This is a genomic window from Mycobacterium asiaticum (genome assembly GCF_001673365.1).
Taxonomy (GTDB): Bacteria; Actinomycetota; Actinomycetes; order Mycobacteriales; family Mycobacteriaceae; genus Mycobacterium; species Mycobacterium asiaticum_A.
The window spans coordinates 65,627-83,675 of sequence record NZ_LZLS01000065.1; the positions used below are offsets into that span (position 1 = coordinate 65,627).

Genomic DNA, 18,049 nt, shown 5'->3' on the forward strand with positions numbered 1-18,049 from the left:
TGTCGCCTGTTACGCCGCATGGCTTGGGTAATTTCGGAAGTTGATTCGTTCCGAGAGCGCAGCGACTGCGACAACTCGACAGAACGGACAGATTGCGCCGGAGTGCGCGGGCGCCGCAGGGTGGATCTGGTTGGTGACCTCCCCTGCCAGGATGTGAAACAGCGCGCTCTCCACTTCGTAAGCCTGCACAGATGTCCTGTGCAGGTCATAGGTGAAAAAGTCGGCCCGATCTGACGCCGCGTGGACGATCAACCGTCGTCGAAGGTCGTCACTGCGCCCGATGTAGGTAACGCCACCGCCGCGACGGAGTGCGTACGTTCCAATATGGCCAGCCGGAATCACGGCTCGAACCATCCATGGCACCAGCCGCAACGGGCGCATGGAGAGATGCAGGGCGGTCATGCGGCCACCACCGACGACTGGTAGTCGGCGTGCCCGACACGTCGGGCGCGTGAGATGCGCTCACGGAGCCGCTGCACCGGCACCCCCGCATCGTCGGCGAGCGCTTCGGCATCGGCACCACCGGCAAGACTGCGCAGAACATTCCGATCCGACGCGGACACCGCCGCGTGGTCCAGCCAGTCGAGAATGTCGACGGTGTCATAGGCTCCATCAGCCTCGGCGACCTGGAGACCGGGTGTATCGAGGGACAGCTGGGGCACGATCCGGCGCCGGTTATCGAGCACCTTTCCGGCGTTTGCCCACGCGCTGCGGACCTGGTGACCTGCAGGTTTGGCGTTCCCGGGATTCCGGAGGATCTCATCGAGAGCACGCTCGGCCCGATTGAGGGTGTAGTTGTCCTTGGCCGACATGGCCATGGACTGGAGGGTGAGGTAGGCAGACTGCGCCTGTGAACTAAACATGCTGTATTCCTGTCCTGACTACGGCCCCCATTCGGTGGGACGCGGTCGCTACGGAGTTGTAGGTATTTAGTTGTCGGGTGAGAGCCATTCTACCGCCGACCTCCGACACCCAAGCCAGATTGCTGGCGTTGTCGTGCGGTGAGCCTCAGCGGTAGCTGCTCTCACATACCTAGGGGGTCTGAGAAGGCCGATTGTTGCAGCGCTCCACCAAATGAGTTGATCGCTGCGACGCGCACCGGCAACTCTTGGACCTTCGCGCGGACCGCCGTCAGCTGCTCTCTGGCTGAACCGCGTCGGAGTCCGTGGCCTCTATTGTCACCATGGCCATCAGCTCAGATGGCTCATAGCCGAGATTGGCGCCGTGTTCTAGCACGTCCCGAATGGTCTCGGCGAGCCGCTCACGGGTCGGGCGAAAGTCGAATGTCGAAGCGTCACGCTTTCCCCGATTGCATCGGGAGCACAGGGCCTGAAGGTTGCGCAGGTCGTCGACCGGAACACGACAGCCGTCCCTCAGCGTCACGAACCCTTTGACCGAGTGACTACGGGGCACGATGTGATCGACATCGATCGGTCGTACGGAACCGGGCACACCGCACGCCTGGCAGCGTCCGCCAGCCGCTTCGATCACGCTGAAGAATCGTGATGCTGCCCTGGGTGATTCCTTTTGCTGCCAGCCGCGGATCGCCAAATCACACTCAGTAACGATCTGTTCCCGAACCGTACTGTCCTCGAGGTCAACGAGTAACTGGAATGTGCGACTCTTTCGATCGTACGCAATAATTCCATGCTTCTCCAAAGTGCTTTTCGGCCAACGCATTAACGTCCGGACTGCCTTCTCGACCGCAAACCGGTCTTCGAGGAGAAGCTCCTTCGCGAGCTCCTCCTGCGAAAGACTGCCGCCGGCAGTTATGAGTGCACGGATCACAAGTGGTTGGTAGTAGGACGACTGTCGCATCCGCCTGCGGACGAAATCGAGTATCTCAGCAGCAGTCATCGCACCATGCCCGCTTGCCCGAGCATTTGTTGAACGAAGACAACCGGCTGCTCAACGACGTGCCAATCGATGCCCCCGAAGCGACATACCGGCCGCGTCCAGGGTGGCCAGCCAACCCTTGAGTGTGCCGATGTGCTCGGGGTGCTCGTAGAGCCCGGCCTTCGTCTCTGCCCGCGTCAGGCGTTCGTACAGTGAGCGTTTCGGATGATCTGGTCCGACAAACTCCTCCTTGCGGTGAAGCAATGGGGGATTTTGCGAGCGGCTGTAGTCACGCCAATCGACACTGAGCCTCCGGAGATTCACGGTTATAGCCGATCGCAGGGTGGGGTGCGGGTCGCGGTCGAAGTCGGGGTAGGTGAGGTAGGACACTTGCGGCTCGGTGACCGACAGCTTCACGAGGTTAGCGTGTTCCACGGTGCCCGCAAGGACACGACCGCAACCCTCATACACGCGCAGGACCGGCGGCAGTAGCCCGAGTGCAGATCGGTGTACGTACAGCGCGGACGGTGTCTGCTTACCGACGCCGCTGCTTCGGGCTGAGACGAGCACTATCGCGGGGTCACCGGTCGCGAGCAGCAGCCGGTCAGCTTGGAGGCACGCGTCGCTATACTTGCCGAAGTGAGCTTTGATATCTGCCGCAAGGGTTTTCGCTAGTTCACTGTATCGCGGGCGCCGACCAAATCGTGACATCGCGATGTAAACGAGTAGCTCCTGGCGCCGCTGCAGCGCGACCTGTTCCCAATATCCGTCATCGGTAACCTGCCGAATAAGGTTGGTAGCACGGGCAATACTCGTGAACTGCTCCCGAATGTGAGCCGCGGCCTCCCCCAGTTCGTCGGCACGGGGCGGTCGAGCGTGGACGCGAAGGAAGTCAAGCAACGGTGCCAAAGTCTCTTGATGGGCTTCGTACACCGCGTGCGGATCGACGTGCACACGAGGCCGGTAGGTGTATGCCCGTGTCGCGAGGAACTCGTGAGCGAGGGTGGTGTCGCGGAAGACGTAGAAGATGCCTGGTGAAGCGGCGATGGGTTTGACCCCGAGCGTCTCTTCGATCCATGTTGCCAATTCGGCTTGCTCATAGAACTTTTGGAAGGTGCCGGTCCTCGTCACGACCCCATCGGCGTGGGGCCGACCTTCAAGGTCTCTCGCTTCCCATACCAGCCTGGCAGAAACGATCAGCACCTGCGCAGCGAGATTCCAAGCGCGCTGCAATGTCTCGCGGCGCTCGACCCGGTCCTCAATGACGTTCACGACGTAGCCCAGGTTTACGACATCGGCGGAGCGGAGGGCAGTCCCCGGTCGGTGGCCCGGGTCCCACCCATCACTCCGATATCCGAGCGCGCTGAGGTTCCGCAGATCATCGCCCCGCCCGCAGCCGTAATCGAACACGGACAAAGAGGTATTCAGAACACCGTCGGCCACGGCCAGCGCAATCGGACGGGACAACGCCGCGCGCGTCATCGCTGTCCGGTGACGCGCGACCTGCTGCGTCATGCGGCTGGCGGCTGGTCCAGTGCGACAGTCGCGAGCCCGGCGATGTTGGTGACACGGGGATCTCCGACGAGGTAGCCGATGCCTCGATGAAGGTGCAGGCGCAGCTGTTGGCTCACGGTGTCCTCATCGGTCGGGAGACCATCGACGTGGCACCGGTAGCGCACGAGCGCGAGTAGCTCGTCGCCATACTCACCGGCGAATACCCGCCACGTCATTTCGACATTGCTGTCGAAGACAAGCTTCGCTGATGGGGGCGGTGCTGCCTCGGCTAACGAACGGCACAACGCCCACCGGCACAACACATTCCATTGCGTGATGCCTGTACGACGCTTCAGAGTGACCAGCTGGTCGCGTCCCGTCGTTGTCAGCCTGATGTGTTCGATACCCATACTTACTCCCAGAAATAGCCGGGTCGGATCGTGGTGGCGTTGGTGGTGCCATCGAAATCCAGCTGATACATCCGCCCTACAAACGGCCGCAACGTCTTCAACGCCGCTTCATCGACCTCGGTATCGGTCGAAAGCAGTACTACCTGGTGCGCAGCATGAGGGAAGTACCGTTCAACGAGTCGACCACGGTGTTCTCCGTCGAGGCGGCCGAGCGGCGTATCAATGACCATCGGTAGCGGCTGCCCAGCGGCTTGCGCAAGGCCCCAGAGCAGCGCGACCGCGAGTAATTGACGTTCACCCGCCGACAACTCCGTGGCCGCAAGACTCTGACCGTCCGACCCGACAAGCTCCACCGCGTACGTGGTGGGATCGATCCGAACGTCAGTGACTAGACGATCCTTTCGTAGCAGCCGCCCGAGGGCTTCAAGCACCAGCCTCGATATCTGACCGACATGGCGTTCAGCCGCTTTGATCTTCAAGGCGTCCAGGGTTTTTCGTGCGCGTTCGGCGTGCTCCACGAGGCGACGGTCATCGTCGGCGTCGAGTGTGGCCCGCGCCGCCTGGTCCATGGCGGCCTCGTACGTGGTGTCAGCGCGAGCACGCTCCTGCCGTGCCGCCTCCAACCGGTCTTCAGCCTGAATGAGCAAGGCATGGCAGCGCACCGCGTGCTGCGAGGCCTCGTCGAGTTCTTGCTTGATCGTCGCCAGCGCCTCCGGGTCTGGAATGGCGACGAGAGTCCGCTCGGCCTGCTCCAGCTCTCCCGTGAGCTTGTCCCGCCGGTCCACGAGCGATAACAGTCGCTTGCGCGATGATGGCAGGATGCTCGACTGCAATGCGTCAACCGTGCGGCCGTCAGTAAGCCCGCTGATCATCGGCACTCGCGCCGACGCCTCCTGGCGCTCGGCGACGTCAGTCGACATAAATGATTTCAGTGCTGTCAGCGCCGCCCCGCGTACTTTCGCTTTCTGCAATTGGTCTAGCAGTACCTGATCTCGTGCCGCAACGACATCGATCACGAGTGACTCACGGTGTGCATCCTGTTCCAACGCAACCTGATTCGCGAGTGAAGCCAGCAGGTGGGTCGCCTGCAGAAGAGGAGCCGCTTCGGCCGCCTCGGCGCGTAGCTCTTCGTCAACATCAGTAATCTGCTGACGAACCAGCATCAGACGCGCCTCTGCCGCCTCACGTTGCTCGAGTAACCCACCGCCAGCGGCTCGATATTGCTCGGTGACTGCATTCAGGCGCTTATCGGCCCGCTCCGCCTCCACCTTCGCAGTGCCGACCTGCTCTTGGGCGAGTTCCGCGGCTTGGCGCGCGTAGGTGACGGCGGTCCGGTTTGCCTCGACAAGTTGGCGCAGCTCCTCAGGCACCTCGGCGCCACGGTGGCGACGACGGATCACGGCCAAATCCGTTGCCAGGCGGTCGATCAGATCAAGCCCAAGCAGAGCGGCAAGCGCGGATTGCAGCACACGTTGTGACTGTTCCAGATCAGCCAGCGCTTCAATTTGCTCGCCATCGAAGAAGAACAGGCCAGCGATACCGCGTGGGATAAAGCTCTCGACATACTCGCTCCAGGCCGATGCAAGGGCTTCATCGAACTTCCCATCGACCCATACCAGAACGAATTCGCGGAGAGCAGCACCGCCGCCTTGCCACCGACGCCTGATCCGATAACTGTGCTTCACTCCCTGCTGGAAGACGTGGAAGGTCAGCTCGACGGCGGCGCCTTCGGAAGCAGGAATGCCGTGGTGGATAAGGCTTCTGAGGTAGCTGTCGTAGCTACCGGTGCGCCGGCGACGCGCTTGGGACAGCACCCCGTAGAGGGCCAGATGGATGGCTTCGAGGATCGTCGTCTTACCAGCACCGTTCAAACCGCCGATGAGAACAACGGGCTTCTTCGAAGATGGTGGTGTCAGCCGGATTTCGTTCTTTCCTCGATACGTGCCGACGTTCTCCAAGATGAGCGAATCAAGAATCACTGAACGACCTCCTCCCCTGACTTCTGCCGCACGTATCCATCGATGATGTCGAGAGGGTCAGGTTCGTCCGTCGGATCGCCGTTTCGCTCCATGGCGGCTTTGCGTCGGTGCGCACGGAGGGTGGCGTCAGTCTCGTCGTCGTAGAAATTCCGTCGAATCGCACCTTCGAGCGAATCGAACAGTCCGGCACGACGAGCCTGAGACTGGTATCGCTGTTCGATATCGAGTAGTTCGCGGACGAGTTCAAAGTGCAATCGATCACCATCGGCTACTTCCCGCAGCGTCTCAATCAGTTCCGGGCCCAAAGGCAGATGCTCGTCGAGCGGTCCGCCGGGGTAGGGCCTGCCCATGGCTTGTTCGTAGATGCCTGGAAGGTGGTCCTCGAACTCGTGCTTCTCCACAACCCAGATCCGGCGGATCTCCTCGAGCTCAGCTTGTGTAATCAGGTCAAGGGACCGGACGTACTCGGGTCCCTCTTCCCGGATGTACGCCTGTGCCTCAAGCAATCTGCGCAGCCAGTCCTCACGTGAGGCTTGGGTGTACGGTCCGGGAATCGGCTTGCCGTGGAAGAGCTGGACCGCCCCGTTCATCCGCCGGAAGTCACGGAGGTGCCGGTCGTCGGCGACATCGAGTGCGTTTCGGAGATCAAGCAGCGGCAGCATCCACTCCTTCTCCTCGTCGTTCTGAATCATCGCCGACATCGACTTGTCTTTATCGACGAGTGTGCACGTCCAGCAACCGAATCGACTGTCGCCGCAACTCGGCGTGCTGGAGTCGACAACCAGCGGGCATTCGCCGTCCGGCGAGGCGCCCTGGTACATGGTGAGTAGCTCTTTGTTGGAATAGCCCCACGGATTCGCTTCTTGCATCAGGAAGGTCCACACGTCATCGTTGGACCAGTCCTCAATCGGCGAATAGACGAGGCAGTTCGGCAGGGAATTGTTCGGGCTCAGGAGATCTCGCACCCGGCGCGCTTGCAGTTCGGTCATTCGATGGGACCGCCCCGAACTCTCGGCCTTGCGCGTTCCTAGTACGAGGATGGCCTCCCCGTGTGCTTTCACCATCTCGCGGATGAATGAGTTCGACGGCTTGATCTTCAGGCGTTCGGTGCACCACCGAAACTTCGGCCGAGGTGCGGGGTAGCCCCGACCGATCAGGTTGACCCAGAATGTATCCGCCACCGCCGGAGTCAAACGATGGGGTGCGATGGGAAGTCCACCCTCACGCGCCGCACTCTCCATTACCTCCAACGAATGCGTCACCCACGCGGCGACAACCGGGTTCTCGACCAACGTGTCGGTACTAATCACATGGACGGGCTTGTGGCGCTGCTTCTCCGAAAGTCCTTTCAGCGCAAGCCATACGATCTGCAGAACGGCAGTCGAGTCCTTGCCACCCGAGTAGCCGACCACCCATGGCACGTCGTCAGCCGCATAAAGTTCCTGCGTCTTGTTGACGACCGTTTCGATGGTCGCCGCGAATCCCAGTTCGTCGAACGCCGATCGCCGCTTCGGCGAGATAGGCAGACTCCGCTTCATCTAACCCCTCCTTGAAATGCGTCTTCTGCCCGTTGTTCGTCTGGTGGCAACGGCAGCCCCATTACAGCGCGCATCGCCGCCGTAGTGAGGAGGACGTTGGCGGCGCTCTTCGATACGCGCCCGCCGATGACGGCGCGGCCCTCCCACATGCTGCTTGACCGGTGCCAGTCCAGTTCGCGCAGCTTCTTGAGGGCTGTCGACCATGCCCGGACACCCTTGCTTTGGCTTAAGAGACTGTTGCCGACCTTGCCTAATGCGTGCAGGACGATGCCATGTGTGTGAATGAAGTCCTGCCTCACTTCGCCGGCCGTGATCTCCCGGTTGAATACCTGCTCCCACTCCGGGAACTGATCAGCCACCAACTCCCAGTACTTTGCCGTGAGGTCAACCTGGCGCTCGAAGTCTTCCTCGATCCCATCGAGCAGCGCTTTCGTCGCTGTGTAGAACGCCGACAGCGTGAACAGCTTTCGTGACCGCTGCGCAAGGTTTGACGTCTCCATCTCGGTGAGATCGCGCAGAAATGGCGAGCGCATGACGACAAGCCTTGTTAGCGCTGATATCTCGTCCCGATGGTCGTAGAGCACGCCTATCGATTTGGCGGGCCGTACCGCGTACCGGTTGAGATCGGCGAACATTTGTTGGCAGCGCTCTAAGCCAACGTCGAGGAACATGACAATCGCAATGCTCTCGTCGCCTAGAGCGGGGTTCTCGGCCAACGCCTGCTGAATGCCTGCACGTCGGTGCTGACCGTCGTTGATGACGAAGCGGGCCGACATCGGGATGGTGAGCGTGCCGACCCGCTCACTGGGCCCATCGCTCGCAATCGGCTCGAAATGAACATCGGCATCCACGGAAGCGGTCAGGGCAGAGAAGACGTAGCTGTCACTGTTCTCCACGATGTATCGCGCGATCTCCGGCACCCGCCCTTTGTTGAGGGTGCGTTGCGCGCGCAGCTCCGGCGTCAGCTCTTCCTCATCGAACAGAAACATCCGAGGGATGAGCCGCAACGGGCACATCGTTACGTAGTACTCGCGACCGGCCTGAACCCCTCTGATAGCTGGGAAGACGTACTCAAATCCGGCAGCACGGGGTCGACCTGCGGTTTCGGGCGAATGATGCGGGGCAGCGGTGGTTTGCGTCACCTCTCATCCTCCTACCGTATTTGTTCGGAAAACGCAATCCGTACACGTGGCCGCGTTTCTCCGAACGCATGTCAGAACCTACGCGTACCGTCTTGGATCATGACGGTAGACACGCCCACCGACAGATCCGCCGCACCGGGTTCTCCGGTCTCAGAAACCGCTGGCCGCCCCATCTATCTGGATTGCAATGCCACGACACCGGTGGACCCACGGGTATCGGCGGAGGTGATGACCTACATGGCGCACGAGTTCGGCAATTCGGGCAGCCGTACGCACGGATATGGGCAGATCGCCAAAGAACGCGTGGCCCTCTCCCGAGAGCAGGTAGCCGCAGTAGTCACCGCCCGTCCCGATGAGGTGACATTTACGAGCGGCGCAACGGAGAGTAACAACCTGGCGATCCTCGGCTTGGCGCCCTCAGGTGAGGCGGCTGGCAGGCGCCACATCGTGTCGACCCAGATCGAACACAAAGCGGTGTTGGAACCGCTCGCTGCGCTCGTGGATCGTGGTTTCGACGTCACGCTGGTGCCGCCAACTCGCGGCGGATGGGTCGATCCGACCGCTATTGCCGACGCCATCCGCCCGGACACGCTCCTCGTATCGGTCATGGCCGTCAACAACGAGACCGGCGTCATTCAACCAATCGCCGACATCGCCGCGGCGCTGGACCAGCATGACGCCTACTTCCACGTGGACGCGGCCCAAGCATTCGGCAAGCTCATCGAGCCCCTGCGGTCTCCACGGATCGACATGCTCAGCGTCTCCGGACACAAAGTCTTTGCGCCCAAAGGCATTGGCGCGCTTGTGACCCGGCGCCGCGGTTTCCGGCGCATCCCATTAGCACCACTGATGTTCGGTGGCGGGCAGGAGCGAGGACTCAGGCCCGGCACGCTTCCGGTTGCGCTGATTGCCGGCCTTGGCCTTGCCGCCGAGCTGGCGCTTCGTGAATACGACGCCCGATCCGAGCGCGTTGCGGCGATCAAACGGGAAGCACTGGCCGCATTGTCGCCGCTCGAAATTCAACTCAACGGTGACGAAGCGCGCACGGTGCCGCACACTCTCAACTTCTCAGTGCCGGGCGTCGACGCCGAAGCCGCCATCGTCGCCCTCAAGGACGTCGTTGCGGTGTCGAACGGATCGGCATGCACCTCTCAGAAGTACGAACCGAGTCATGTTCTCGTCGCCGCAGAACTTCCGAAGGAGCGTATCGACGGTGCGCTCCGATTCTCTTGGAGCCATCTCAATAATGACGTGCCGTGGAGCACTGTCGCACAACGACTCTCACGATTAAGAGGGTGAGAAACCGAGGCGACACTACCCAGCCGTGTCTACCTTGATCGTCCGCACAACGTAATCGATCGCAGCGTTGACATCGTCTAAGTCGTTCTGCTCATGCGTGATTTGGTCGGTGGAGCGGTCTGAAATCTGCACGGCGACACCATGGTAGGTGACGTTGATCAGTATGTCGTACTCATCCGGAAGCATGATGACGCTGTTCCTTTTCTGTTCCGTAGTGACGCTTTCCAGTTCCATAGAGACATTTATGGCTTCCTATCCCTCATGCTCGATCGACAGCCAGTCGTCGAGGCTGATGCCGAACGCGTGCGCTTGGCAGAGTTCGGCGTCGCGTAATTGGGCAACCTGCGGATCCACCCACTCGACGAACTCACGCTCGGGGTGGCTGGCGTCGCGCATGTGAATGAAGTAGTCGTACTTGCCATACCCCCGCTTACGGTCGCGGGCCATGCGCGGCGGCAGTTCCAAGCGGTACAGGGAGGTGCCGCGGACGCCGCGGTCGATGAGCGTTGCATCAGAATCAATCACCAGCTGTTCAAAGGTGAGGTACTGCAAGGCAACCGCCCGTTGATCGGCGTCGGCGAGCGCGGCGATGTCCTGGATGAGCAGCTCGTGGTTGATCACTTGGAAGTACAACCGCCTGTCGAAGTGGACGCCGCGGAGGAAGTGGTAGCCGTGGCCATCGGGCCAGACGATCGCCATGCGGCCGCTGTCGTCGTGAAGGACATCTGTTCGCCCCTCGGCGAGCCGCACGACTGGTGTTGGCACAATGATCGCCATCCGATCGGCGGCGATCAGCCAGCCCAAGCCACTACAGCTTGCTTCACCGATCGCGTTCTTCAAACCGACAGCATTGTCGGCGGAGATGACGACGAGGTCACTCAGCCAGAAGATGCGGCGGCTCGCGACGTATCGCCGTGCCACATGTCCAAAGACCAGCCGCTGGATGCCGCCCAGGCGTCGGCGGTCCTCGTCCAAATCCTCGAGTGTGCGTGCACTCTGCCGAAGCGGATGGTCCGCCAGCCGCGCGTCGACCCGGTGCGCCGCCGCCAATCGCAGCGCTTCATCGAGATTGGCCACCACGACGTACTTGGTGCCGGTGTGCGCGCCGAGGGATCGATAGAACTCGGCGACGAGCTCAACGACTCGGGTCCGGCTGAAGGCCATGGTCAGTCGGCGACGACACGCCGCGGCGCGACTGACGATCGGACGTCGAACTCGGTTTTGCGAATGACCTTCCATGCGCCCGCCGGAACAACAATCTCTCGGTGCTGCTGGTGGGTCTTGTGGTGGCGGAGCGGGGTAGGCCGGTCGAGGTCGACGAACAGGTCACCGTTCGCCGCGACGATCTGCTCGAAGACGTCATCGCTCTCGAGTACGTGGTGATGACCCGATTCACTATGCCCGACAATGCAACTCGTCACCTGTGCACTGGTGCCGTTCGGCGTGGCATCGATCGGCAGCAGCAGAATCTCGCCGTGGCGGATAGGAGTGCGGTGAGCCATCGGTGACACCTTTCGATGGGAGTTCGGCGGGACAGCCGCGCGGCACGCGATCAGAAATCACCCACGCGACATGGCCACTGATCGTACAATTGTTCGAACATCGGCGCAAGGTGTGGGCAACGCCACATCTACTAGATGTGCTACGTATTTTGTTTAGCTGCAAGCTATTTCGCAGCGGCGATCTCAGCCAGCAAATACTAAGGGCTAGGCCACACCACCTTGGCCCGGTAGCGATCCGGGTACAGGCCAACGACTGCTTTCTTCTTCAGGAGTTGCGGTGTCTCATTCTTCGACCACTCAAGCCAGTCCCGGACAGCCTCAATTGGATCGGCGTCAGGGCCGACCGGCAGGGCTCCACGAGCAGGTCGACGGCCCGGCCGACGAGCTGCTTGCCTCGAATCTCTAAATCCGCTGGACGGTACCCGAATTCAGACGGTCCGAAGTCCGCTTCCGTATGGCGGAATGGGTGCATGCGCACGGCCGGATGCCTGGCATAGAAGCTATACACGTCAATGTCTTTGACCCCGTTCTTGCCGTCAAGGTAGTGAAGCGCACCACCTTGGCAGAGTGCGATCAGTAGCAAACGGTCGCGATACACCGACAGATTAGGACTGCGAGCGAACATGGCGGCCTGGTCATTTAGCGCAATCTTGACCAGCCGGTCGAGGTGTTCGTCGGTGAACGGCTCATAGCTTCGCTCGGATGGCCGGCCCACTGACATTGCGCTGAGCTTACGGACCATATCGCAACTCATCGTTGCTTCGATCGCGGGTTGTCGGTGCCAGCTGGAAGCATCGAAGGTGTGGAAGACGAGCGTGAACAACCCGACGGCCGGAAGGAACGGATCACCCAGCGCACGGTGGACAACGTCGACGACCACAACGAGTGTCCGTTCTGTCTGGGTCGCGCCGCCGCACATCGTGGTGACGGTGACAACTGCAACCCGTTCCCGAAGGTTGATTTTTCCGAAGGTTCGCCAGATCGGTACGAAGACGATCACTGGCTGTGGGCGATGGGTCACGCGGTCGGGTCCGAGGAGCCGGGCGGACTGCTGTGGTTTGAACAACCCAATCGCGGTCATGACGCATGAGTAGTTCGCTTTTCCGATTTGCTGTCGCTGATACGTTGGTGGAATGAGCACGGTATACCGCAGGGCGCGGGACTCGGTGGAGACACCGCAGCCCCTGTCCGTCCTCATCCGGGGGTAGCGGGCAGGGGCCAGTAGTCCCCTGGAGGCACTGCCTTGTCCCGCACCGACGCCCACGATCCGTTATGGGTTCGACTTGCCCGCGGCGATCTCACCGCCGACGCGCAGCACGCATCCGATCACGCCGTCTGCGATCTTCCCGAACGCCCTCCCACCAATTGGGATGGGTGGTTGCCAATGACTCACTGTCACTGGACTTTCCGCTACACCGGGATCAATGTCTGCTCGTGCTGGATGTGCCATGGGGGTCCGCAGCATCGACAGGAGAATCGCAATCAGCGACATCGCGATCGCATGGCACTGCGCTCCGCGCTTCGCCGGTGGCGTCTCGGTGATGAGTCAGCGTTCGACGATCTCGCTCCGCCATCACGCGTGTACTACTGGTAGCCGGCCGAGGCCTGGCGTGTGGGTGATCACCAATAGCCAGAACCAAACCCCAGCCGCGTCCTGAACTCCTGCACCTCGGCGTACCCCGGCGGCTTGATCTTCGGCTGATGGATCGGCTTCGACAATGGGTCGCGCTTGGCCGTGTACTGCTTGCACCACTGCAGCCATTCGACCGCTGCCACGCGTTCATCATCGTCGGTGAGGTGCTCAATGCGGTCAGCCATGTCCGCGAGGTAGTGACGCAGCCTACCGACCAGCTCCCAATCGTTGAGGTCGGCAATCAGCCGTTCGCTGAGCGCGTGCTGCACGTATGCCTGGCGGGTGAGCTCATTTTCACGCTCGATCCGCTTCTGCTTCTCGACCTCGGCGAGGCGTTCGGCTTCGGTACGTTCGGTGTGGATGAGCGCCCATCGCTCGAACAAGGTCATGACGTCCGGCAGCCGCGACTCCAGTGAAATTGTCTTGGTATCCGACCACGACACCTCTGACGAGTAGCGACTGTCGGTGTTCAGCGTGATCGACAGGCGCCCTGACGGTACATAGTCGTGGGTCGGGATCCGGTACCACGATTCGCGATTGGCGCGTTCGAGTTCCTTGCTCGTCGCTTCGTGCGGCACTTTGTCTTTCAGCTGAGCGATCCCGACCGAGCACTTGATCGGCGTCACGCCGACTATCACGCAGCCGGACAGCCGGTCACGGTCGTGGTAGCCGTACCCGCGAGGCTCCCGTCTCGGCCGCTCCTGCACGGTGTAACCGCGAGCTTCGGCCTCTCGTGCCAGGGCGTGCAACAAGCGCAGCGCTCGCTGGCGCTGCGGTGATCCAATCGAACTCAGCCGATTCTCACTGCGCAGCGCTGCCACCGCGGGGTGCCAGCGCCCGATGCGTTCGGCAGCTACGACCTCGGCTGGCGGTTGCGTCTTCCACTCCGCTACCGACGACAGCCGCAGCACCTTGTGGTAGTAGTCGACGCCATCCATCAGGATCACTTGCTGGCCGTCTGGTGCCATCTGCCGCCGGTTGATAATCGCGACCAGGCTCCCGTAGTTGGTGTCATCGTCACGGGTGTTGCGCTCCAGGACGCCACCCGCCTCGATGATGTCCTGCAGCAGTTTTCGGGTTGGGGTCGGTTCATCGGGCGCTGGCTTGGTGAGCGGTCGTTGCGGCCTACCTTGCTCCGAATGCGCCAACCGCATAATCCGGCTATACGATCGCCGCTTATTTGGGAAGTGATCAGTCGGATAGTCGCCGTGCTTCAGATAGTAGGCACCCGCAGGCTCGATCGTCGCCTTCCAGCCGCCTTTCTTGGTGACACTGACAAGCCGCCGATTCTGCAAGGCCGCGGCAGTTGCTTTGTACGAAGAGCTTGTCCACCGGCCATCTGGACAACCTTCGTTGATCCAACTGAGTACATCGAGCTGGCGGGTGTTGAGTGGAGTATCAAGGGCCACAGGGTATTTCATCACTCCCCGGGCCAGCGTGCTCGTTTCGGTGGACACCGATCAATAAGACTGATCGGCACTCACCTCGAGCTGGCCGAGAACGACGACCACTCCTGAGTCGAAGTGCCGATGCGTTCCGCCGAGCACGCCGGGGCGACACGCGACACGCCGGACAACGCCGACATCCCGAGGCTTTGTCCACAGCAAACTACACTGTTGTGATTCGGGATCGGCTGGCCTGACCTGCGGATATCGTACGTTCTCCACAGACGCAGCCCGTCTGAACGGACCGTATCCCCAACGCCGCCGATTTGTTGCGACATCGAGATACCGGGTGTCGTCTGCGGCGCGGCCTATGATCCAAGAAGCCCAGACCAAAGCCGGTTTGGGCCCGGAGTCCTTGGTCTGGAACCTCTTGGCTGCTTGGTCGGCAGGCCTTGACGGTAACACCGGCGTTCGCCGGGGGCAGCGGTAACCCGCCGATTGTCCGACCTGGACTTCGCCACGCACGGCAATAACCGTGCCTGAACAGTGCAAGGAGCACAGAGTGGCGAAGAGCCAGAAGCCCAACAGCCGGCATGTCGTTCCGAACCCGAGCGGTGGGTGGGACGTCAAGAAGCCGGGCGCAAGCCGTTCCAGCGCCCATACCGATACCCAGCAGGAAGCGACCCAGCGGGCCACCGAGATCGTACGAAACAGCGGTGGCGGCGAGGTCCGGATCCACGGCCGCGACGGCCAGATTCGCGATTCCAACACCGTCGCGCCGGGCAACGATCCTTATCCGCCCAAGGGCTGAACCGTGGCCGAGCCGACCATTCCAAGTATCAGCCTGGGGGGTTTCGTCGAGTTCGCTTCGGCGATGTCGAGCGGTCGAATTACAGCCGTACAGAACGTGATTGCGAACGAGTTCAGCAGGTATGAACCCAGCCACGACTTCTACCGCCAGTTTCGGGTCGCCATTGCGGAAGGCATTGCCAACGGCGATGACGCCTTGCGGATCCGCCTGGCCGTCGATGAATGCATCCCGAAACGCCGCAGCCACTACGAAACGCTCGAGATCGGGTGGAACCGCTGGCGCCGCGGCAAGAACCTAGAGGTGTTCTCGCAGCCGCTTCCCTGGCACGCCAGCGGCCTCGAAGTGCGGGTATCGCCGCAATTCATCTATCGGGCGAAATCCGAGCCGCTGCTGGTCTGGCCGTACTTCAAGGATGCCGAATTGTCCCGCGACGGCATCCAGGCAGCCATCCGGCTAACCGAGATGACCCATCCCGATCGGAAGCGACGCCCCGCCGTGCTCGACGTGCGCCGTGGAACCCTCTACCAGGCCGCGAAGCGGCGCCGTAAAGGATTCGACGCGTGGCTGACAAGCGAGGCCGCGGCTTTCGTCTCATTGCTTGAATCAATCAGAAATGTGGCGTGACAATCGACATCCCAGGCGCTCACGGCGACGATGGCCACAAAAAAGCGAGTCATGCTCGACACCAACCTATGGTCCCGGATCGGTGAGGAGGGCACGGCAACAACGTTTGTCGCAGCCCTGCGCGATATGGGTTACGCGTTCGTCTTGCCGCCGAGCATGCTTCTCGAAGTCATGCAAACACCCAACGCCGACACGCGGCGCCAGATCGTGGCGGCAATGTCGTCGGCTCAAGGACTGCGCCTCCGCACCGAGGTTGACCTCTGTACCAACGAGTTTCGCACCGCGCTCCAGCGCAAGCGCCCGGCATGGCTGCGATCAATACCTGACGCCGCTGCCGTCTCAGGCTGGCGCACCCACTGGACGAAGCAAGTGTGGCGTGACGCCCGCAACGACTCTGAGAAATTTCACCAGGACGTGGTGCGCCGACCGTCGCTCGCAGCAGTCGACGACTGGTACGAAACGCAACTCAAGAACAAACAGCGCATGAGGGAAGACGGGTTCTCCAGTGATTTCATCGACCTCGAATTGCGCTGCACGCCCGACGAAGCCAACACCGTCATGCCCGGCTGGGATGGATCTTCGACCGCCGGATGGCGGGTGCTGATCGGCGAATACTACTGGTATGTCCTGTCACAACGTCACTCGTCAAACGAGACCCAACGGCAGTGGTTCGCCGCCTACCTCGACATCGATCGCATTGTCTCTGATGCTGACGAGTTCGCACAGTTCTTTCTCGCAGAGCTGGAGCCACACGACATCCGTCGTGAGTGGCTGCGATATGCCGTGGGCCACACACAACTTGAGCGGAAAGTGAAAAAGAGCAACGCACTCGACGCGCAGCACAGCATGTATCTCGTCGATGCAGATCTCTTCCTGTCGGGCGACCAAGCCTTCGTAGCCGTCCTTCGGGATGTACGGCGTCAAGCACCGTTTCGAATAGCCGATCCGCGCCGCGTCGAGCTCACGAACTCTTGGACTGATGGCATTATCGCTGCCCTCGCTAGTGTCGCGTGAGATCCGCTCGCTCCGACAAGAGCATTACCTGAACTCATCACGGTCTAGGCAACATTAGATCCGATCCGAGCGGCGAAACCAGTATGGGCTTCGGTCAAAGTTTTCATTAGAAGTACGTAGTGACAACACAAAGTCCGTCCGCACCGTTGCCGCCAGCGCCAGAAACATTGCCGTTCAACGACGCTCCGCCGCCACCACCCCCAGCACCGTAGGTTCCGCCGTTGCCTCCCGCGTAGCCTGCACCGGTAGTGGACGCGCCGGCGCCACCTGCACCGGCACCGACTCCGTGGAATGTTGAGGAGGCACCGTCACCGCCGACCGCCCCGCTGCCAGCCGTTCCGGCACTAAGACTATTTGAGGCCACCGTTCCGCCGCCGCCACCAGCATTCGCGACCGCGCCTGTGGTGATGCCGCCACCCGCTCCGCCTCCAGCTGGCGGCACAGGAGGAATTGCGGGACGTACTCAGTCGTCGAAGACCGCACCGAATCACTCGCGCGGTTGCAGAAAGGCCTGCGCACCAGGCGATTTGAGCCCCCGGGAACGTTCCGTTCCCATCGCATGCCACATTCGCGCCTACTGTTCGAGTGAGACCGTAGACGCCGGTAGCGGGGGCTCGTTGATCGTCGACAGCAGGTCGCCAACTGCAGAACGGACGTCGGCGACGAGGGCACCACGCTCGTCGAGTCCGACCGCCTCGGCCCACGGCCAGGACCGCGTGACCTCCAGACTGGGACGTAGATGGACATCGCGACGACCAAGACGATCGAGGAACCCGTCAACCTGCTCATCGTCCTCTGGCCCGGCGTACTGACGACTCCGCAGCCATGGCCACAAGGTCGACTTGAGATCCTCGCGTGGATGCCCGCCCACCCGAGTGAAGTCATCCCCCGACCAGCGCACGATGTACTCGATCGGGTCCAGGTTGCAGTGCGGGTATAGGCGCAGCGGAGCCCCAGCGTTACGAAACGCGAGGTACACGTTGGGACGGGCATGCCAGATCGCGTCCGGCTCTGAAAGCAGTTTGATGAGTCTGGGTGCCCGCTCGGTCCGGTACAGGGCTTTGGCTTGGGGTTTAAGCTCCGCCAACCAAGTGCGCAAAATCAGGGTGTCGCCGTGCTGCTCCAAGCAGAGCCGCTGAGTCGATACCGTGCCGATCGCGTCATCGAGCATCGTGACGCCTCCGATCGCGGGAGGCATCACGGGGCGCACGTCATGAACACCGAGAGATTGCCGCAGGACCCCGATTAGTCGACGCTCGCGGAGATCGTGGTCGTTGCCGGCCTTGCCGAGCGTTCGTGATCGGATTCCGTCATCACCACGGGCGTTGGAGACTGCATCGAAGTTGTCGTTGGTCACCTCATCAATCATTACGGCGTTGTCG

19 protein-coding genes are annotated in these 18,049 nt (G+C 61.5%); 4 read left to right on the plus strand and 15 right to left on the minus strand.

Going from position 1 to position 18,049, the window contains the following annotated elements; all coding sequences use genetic code 11:
- Positions 1–9: 9 nt before the first annotated feature.
- From A5634_RS07220 to dndB, 8 genes are all read right to left on the minus strand, one after another.
- Positions 10–402, minus strand: a complete 393-nt coding sequence (locus A5634_RS07220) for a hypothetical protein (protein WP_065143371.1) — start codon at positions 400–402, stop codon at positions 10–12.
- Positions 399–863, minus strand: coding sequence for a hypothetical protein (locus tag A5634_RS07225; RefSeq protein ID WP_065143372.1), 465 nt, complete (start codon positions 861–863; stop codon positions 399–401). The genes A5634_RS07220 and A5634_RS07225 overlap by 4 nt, the downstream gene beginning before the upstream one ends.
- A gap of 268 nt (positions 864–1,131) precedes the next feature.
- Entirely contained in the window at positions 1,132–1,857 is a 726-nt protein-coding gene (locus A5634_RS07230; RefSeq protein WP_065143373.1) for an HNH endonuclease, read from the minus strand.
- Positions 1,858–1,908: 51 nt separating this feature from the next.
- Positions 1,909–3,351 carry a DNA phosphorothioation-associated putative methyltransferase gene (locus tag A5634_RS07235; protein ID WP_065143374.1) on the minus strand — a complete coding sequence of 481 codons (1,443 nt, stop codon included), beginning with the start codon at positions 3,349–3,351 and terminating at the stop codon, positions 1,909–1,911.
- Positions 3,348–3,740 carry a DNA sulfur modification protein DndE gene (gene dndE, locus A5634_RS07240; RefSeq protein ID WP_065143375.1) on the minus strand — a complete coding sequence of 131 codons (393 nt, stop codon included), beginning with the start codon at positions 3,738–3,740 and terminating at the stop codon, positions 3,348–3,350. The genes A5634_RS07235 and dndE overlap by 4 nt, the downstream gene beginning before the upstream one ends.
- Positions 3,741–3,742: 2 nt before the next feature.
- Positions 3,743–5,719, minus strand: coding sequence for a DNA sulfur modification protein DndD (gene dndD / locus A5634_RS07245; RefSeq protein ID WP_065143376.1), 1,977 nt, complete (start codon positions 5,717–5,719; stop codon positions 3,743–3,745).
- On the minus strand, positions 5,716–7,257 hold the full coding sequence (gene dndC / locus A5634_RS07250; RefSeq protein WP_065143377.1) for a DNA phosphorothioation system sulfurtransferase DndC: 1,542 nt from the start codon (positions 7,255–7,257) through the stop codon (positions 5,716–5,718). Before dndC ends, dndD begins: the two co-directional genes overlap by 4 nt.
- Positions 7,254–8,399 carry a DNA sulfur modification protein DndB gene (gene dndB, locus A5634_RS07255; RefSeq protein WP_081290253.1) on the minus strand — a complete coding sequence of 382 codons (1,146 nt, stop codon included), beginning with the start codon at positions 8,397–8,399 and terminating at the stop codon, positions 7,254–7,256. The genes dndC and dndB overlap by 4 nt, the downstream gene beginning before the upstream one ends.
- 99 nt (positions 8,400–8,498) lie before the next feature.
- Between dndB and dndA the strand changes: the two genes are divergently transcribed.
- Positions 8,499–9,698, plus strand: coding sequence for a cysteine desulfurase DndA (gene dndA / locus A5634_RS07260; protein WP_065143378.1), 1,200 nt, complete (start codon positions 8,499–8,501; stop codon positions 9,696–9,698).
- Between the two features lie 15 nt (positions 9,699–9,713).
- Here the strand turns inward: dndA and A5634_RS07265 are convergent, their stop codons facing one another.
- The 5 genes from A5634_RS07265 to A5634_RS07290 form a co-directional block, all read right to left on the minus strand.
- Positions 9,714–9,932, minus strand: a complete 219-nt coding sequence (locus A5634_RS07265) for a hypothetical protein (protein ID WP_065143379.1) — start codon at positions 9,930–9,932, stop codon at positions 9,714–9,716.
- A gap of 18 nt (positions 9,933–9,950) precedes the next feature.
- Positions 9,951–10,862: a DUF6745 domain-containing protein gene (locus A5634_RS07270; protein WP_065143380.1), complete on the minus strand. Its 912-nt coding sequence runs from the start codon at positions 10,860–10,862 to the stop codon at positions 9,951–9,953.
- Between the two features lie 2 nt (positions 10,863–10,864).
- On the minus strand, positions 10,865–11,200 hold the full coding sequence (locus tag A5634_RS07275; protein ID WP_065143381.1) for a hypothetical protein: 336 nt from the start codon (positions 11,198–11,200) through the stop codon (positions 10,865–10,867).
- Positions 11,201–11,465: 265 nt separating this feature from the next.
- A complete protein-coding gene (locus A5634_RS28065; protein ID WP_155769399.1) occupies positions 11,466–12,200 on the minus strand; it encodes a hypothetical protein in 735 nt (244 codons plus the stop codon).
- Between the two features lie 620 nt (positions 12,201–12,820).
- Complete coding sequence (locus A5634_RS07290; protein WP_253861506.1) at positions 12,821–14,290, minus strand: hypothetical protein; 1,470 nt, start codon at positions 14,288–14,290, stop codon at positions 12,821–12,823.
- Positions 14,291–14,780: 490 nt separating this feature from the next.
- Here A5634_RS07290 and A5634_RS07295 point away from each other — a divergent pair, with 490 nt between their 5' ends.
- From A5634_RS07295 to A5634_RS07305, 3 genes are read left to right on the plus strand one after another with little or no spacing between them, the layout of a single operon-like run.
- The gene (locus tag A5634_RS07295; RefSeq protein ID WP_065143416.1) at positions 14,781–15,029 is read left to right on the plus strand and encodes a DUF2188 domain-containing protein; all 249 of its coding nucleotides are present in this window, start codon (positions 14,781–14,783) and stop codon (positions 15,027–15,029) included.
- Positions 15,030–15,032: 3 nt separating this feature from the next.
- Positions 15,033–15,653, plus strand: a complete 621-nt coding sequence (locus tag A5634_RS07300; protein WP_065143383.1) for a hypothetical protein — start codon at positions 15,033–15,035, stop codon at positions 15,651–15,653.
- Between the two features lie 51 nt (positions 15,654–15,704).
- Positions 15,705–16,667, plus strand: a complete 963-nt coding sequence (locus A5634_RS07305; protein WP_155769400.1) for a hypothetical protein — start codon at positions 15,705–15,707, stop codon at positions 16,665–16,667.
- A 106-nt stretch (positions 16,668–16,773) separates the two neighbouring features.
- Here the strand turns inward: A5634_RS07305 and A5634_RS28070 are convergent, their stop codons facing one another.
- Both A5634_RS28070 and A5634_RS07310 read right to left on the minus strand, forming a co-directional pair.
- A complete protein-coding gene (locus A5634_RS28070) occupies positions 16,774–17,109 on the minus strand; it encodes a hypothetical protein (protein ID WP_155769401.1) in 336 nt (111 codons plus the stop codon).
- Positions 17,110–17,241: 132 nt separating this feature from the next.
- Complete coding sequence (locus tag A5634_RS07310; RefSeq protein ID WP_065143385.1) at positions 17,242–18,036, minus strand: hypothetical protein; 795 nt, start codon at positions 18,034–18,036, stop codon at positions 17,242–17,244.
- Positions 18,037–18,049: the final 13 nt, after the last annotated feature.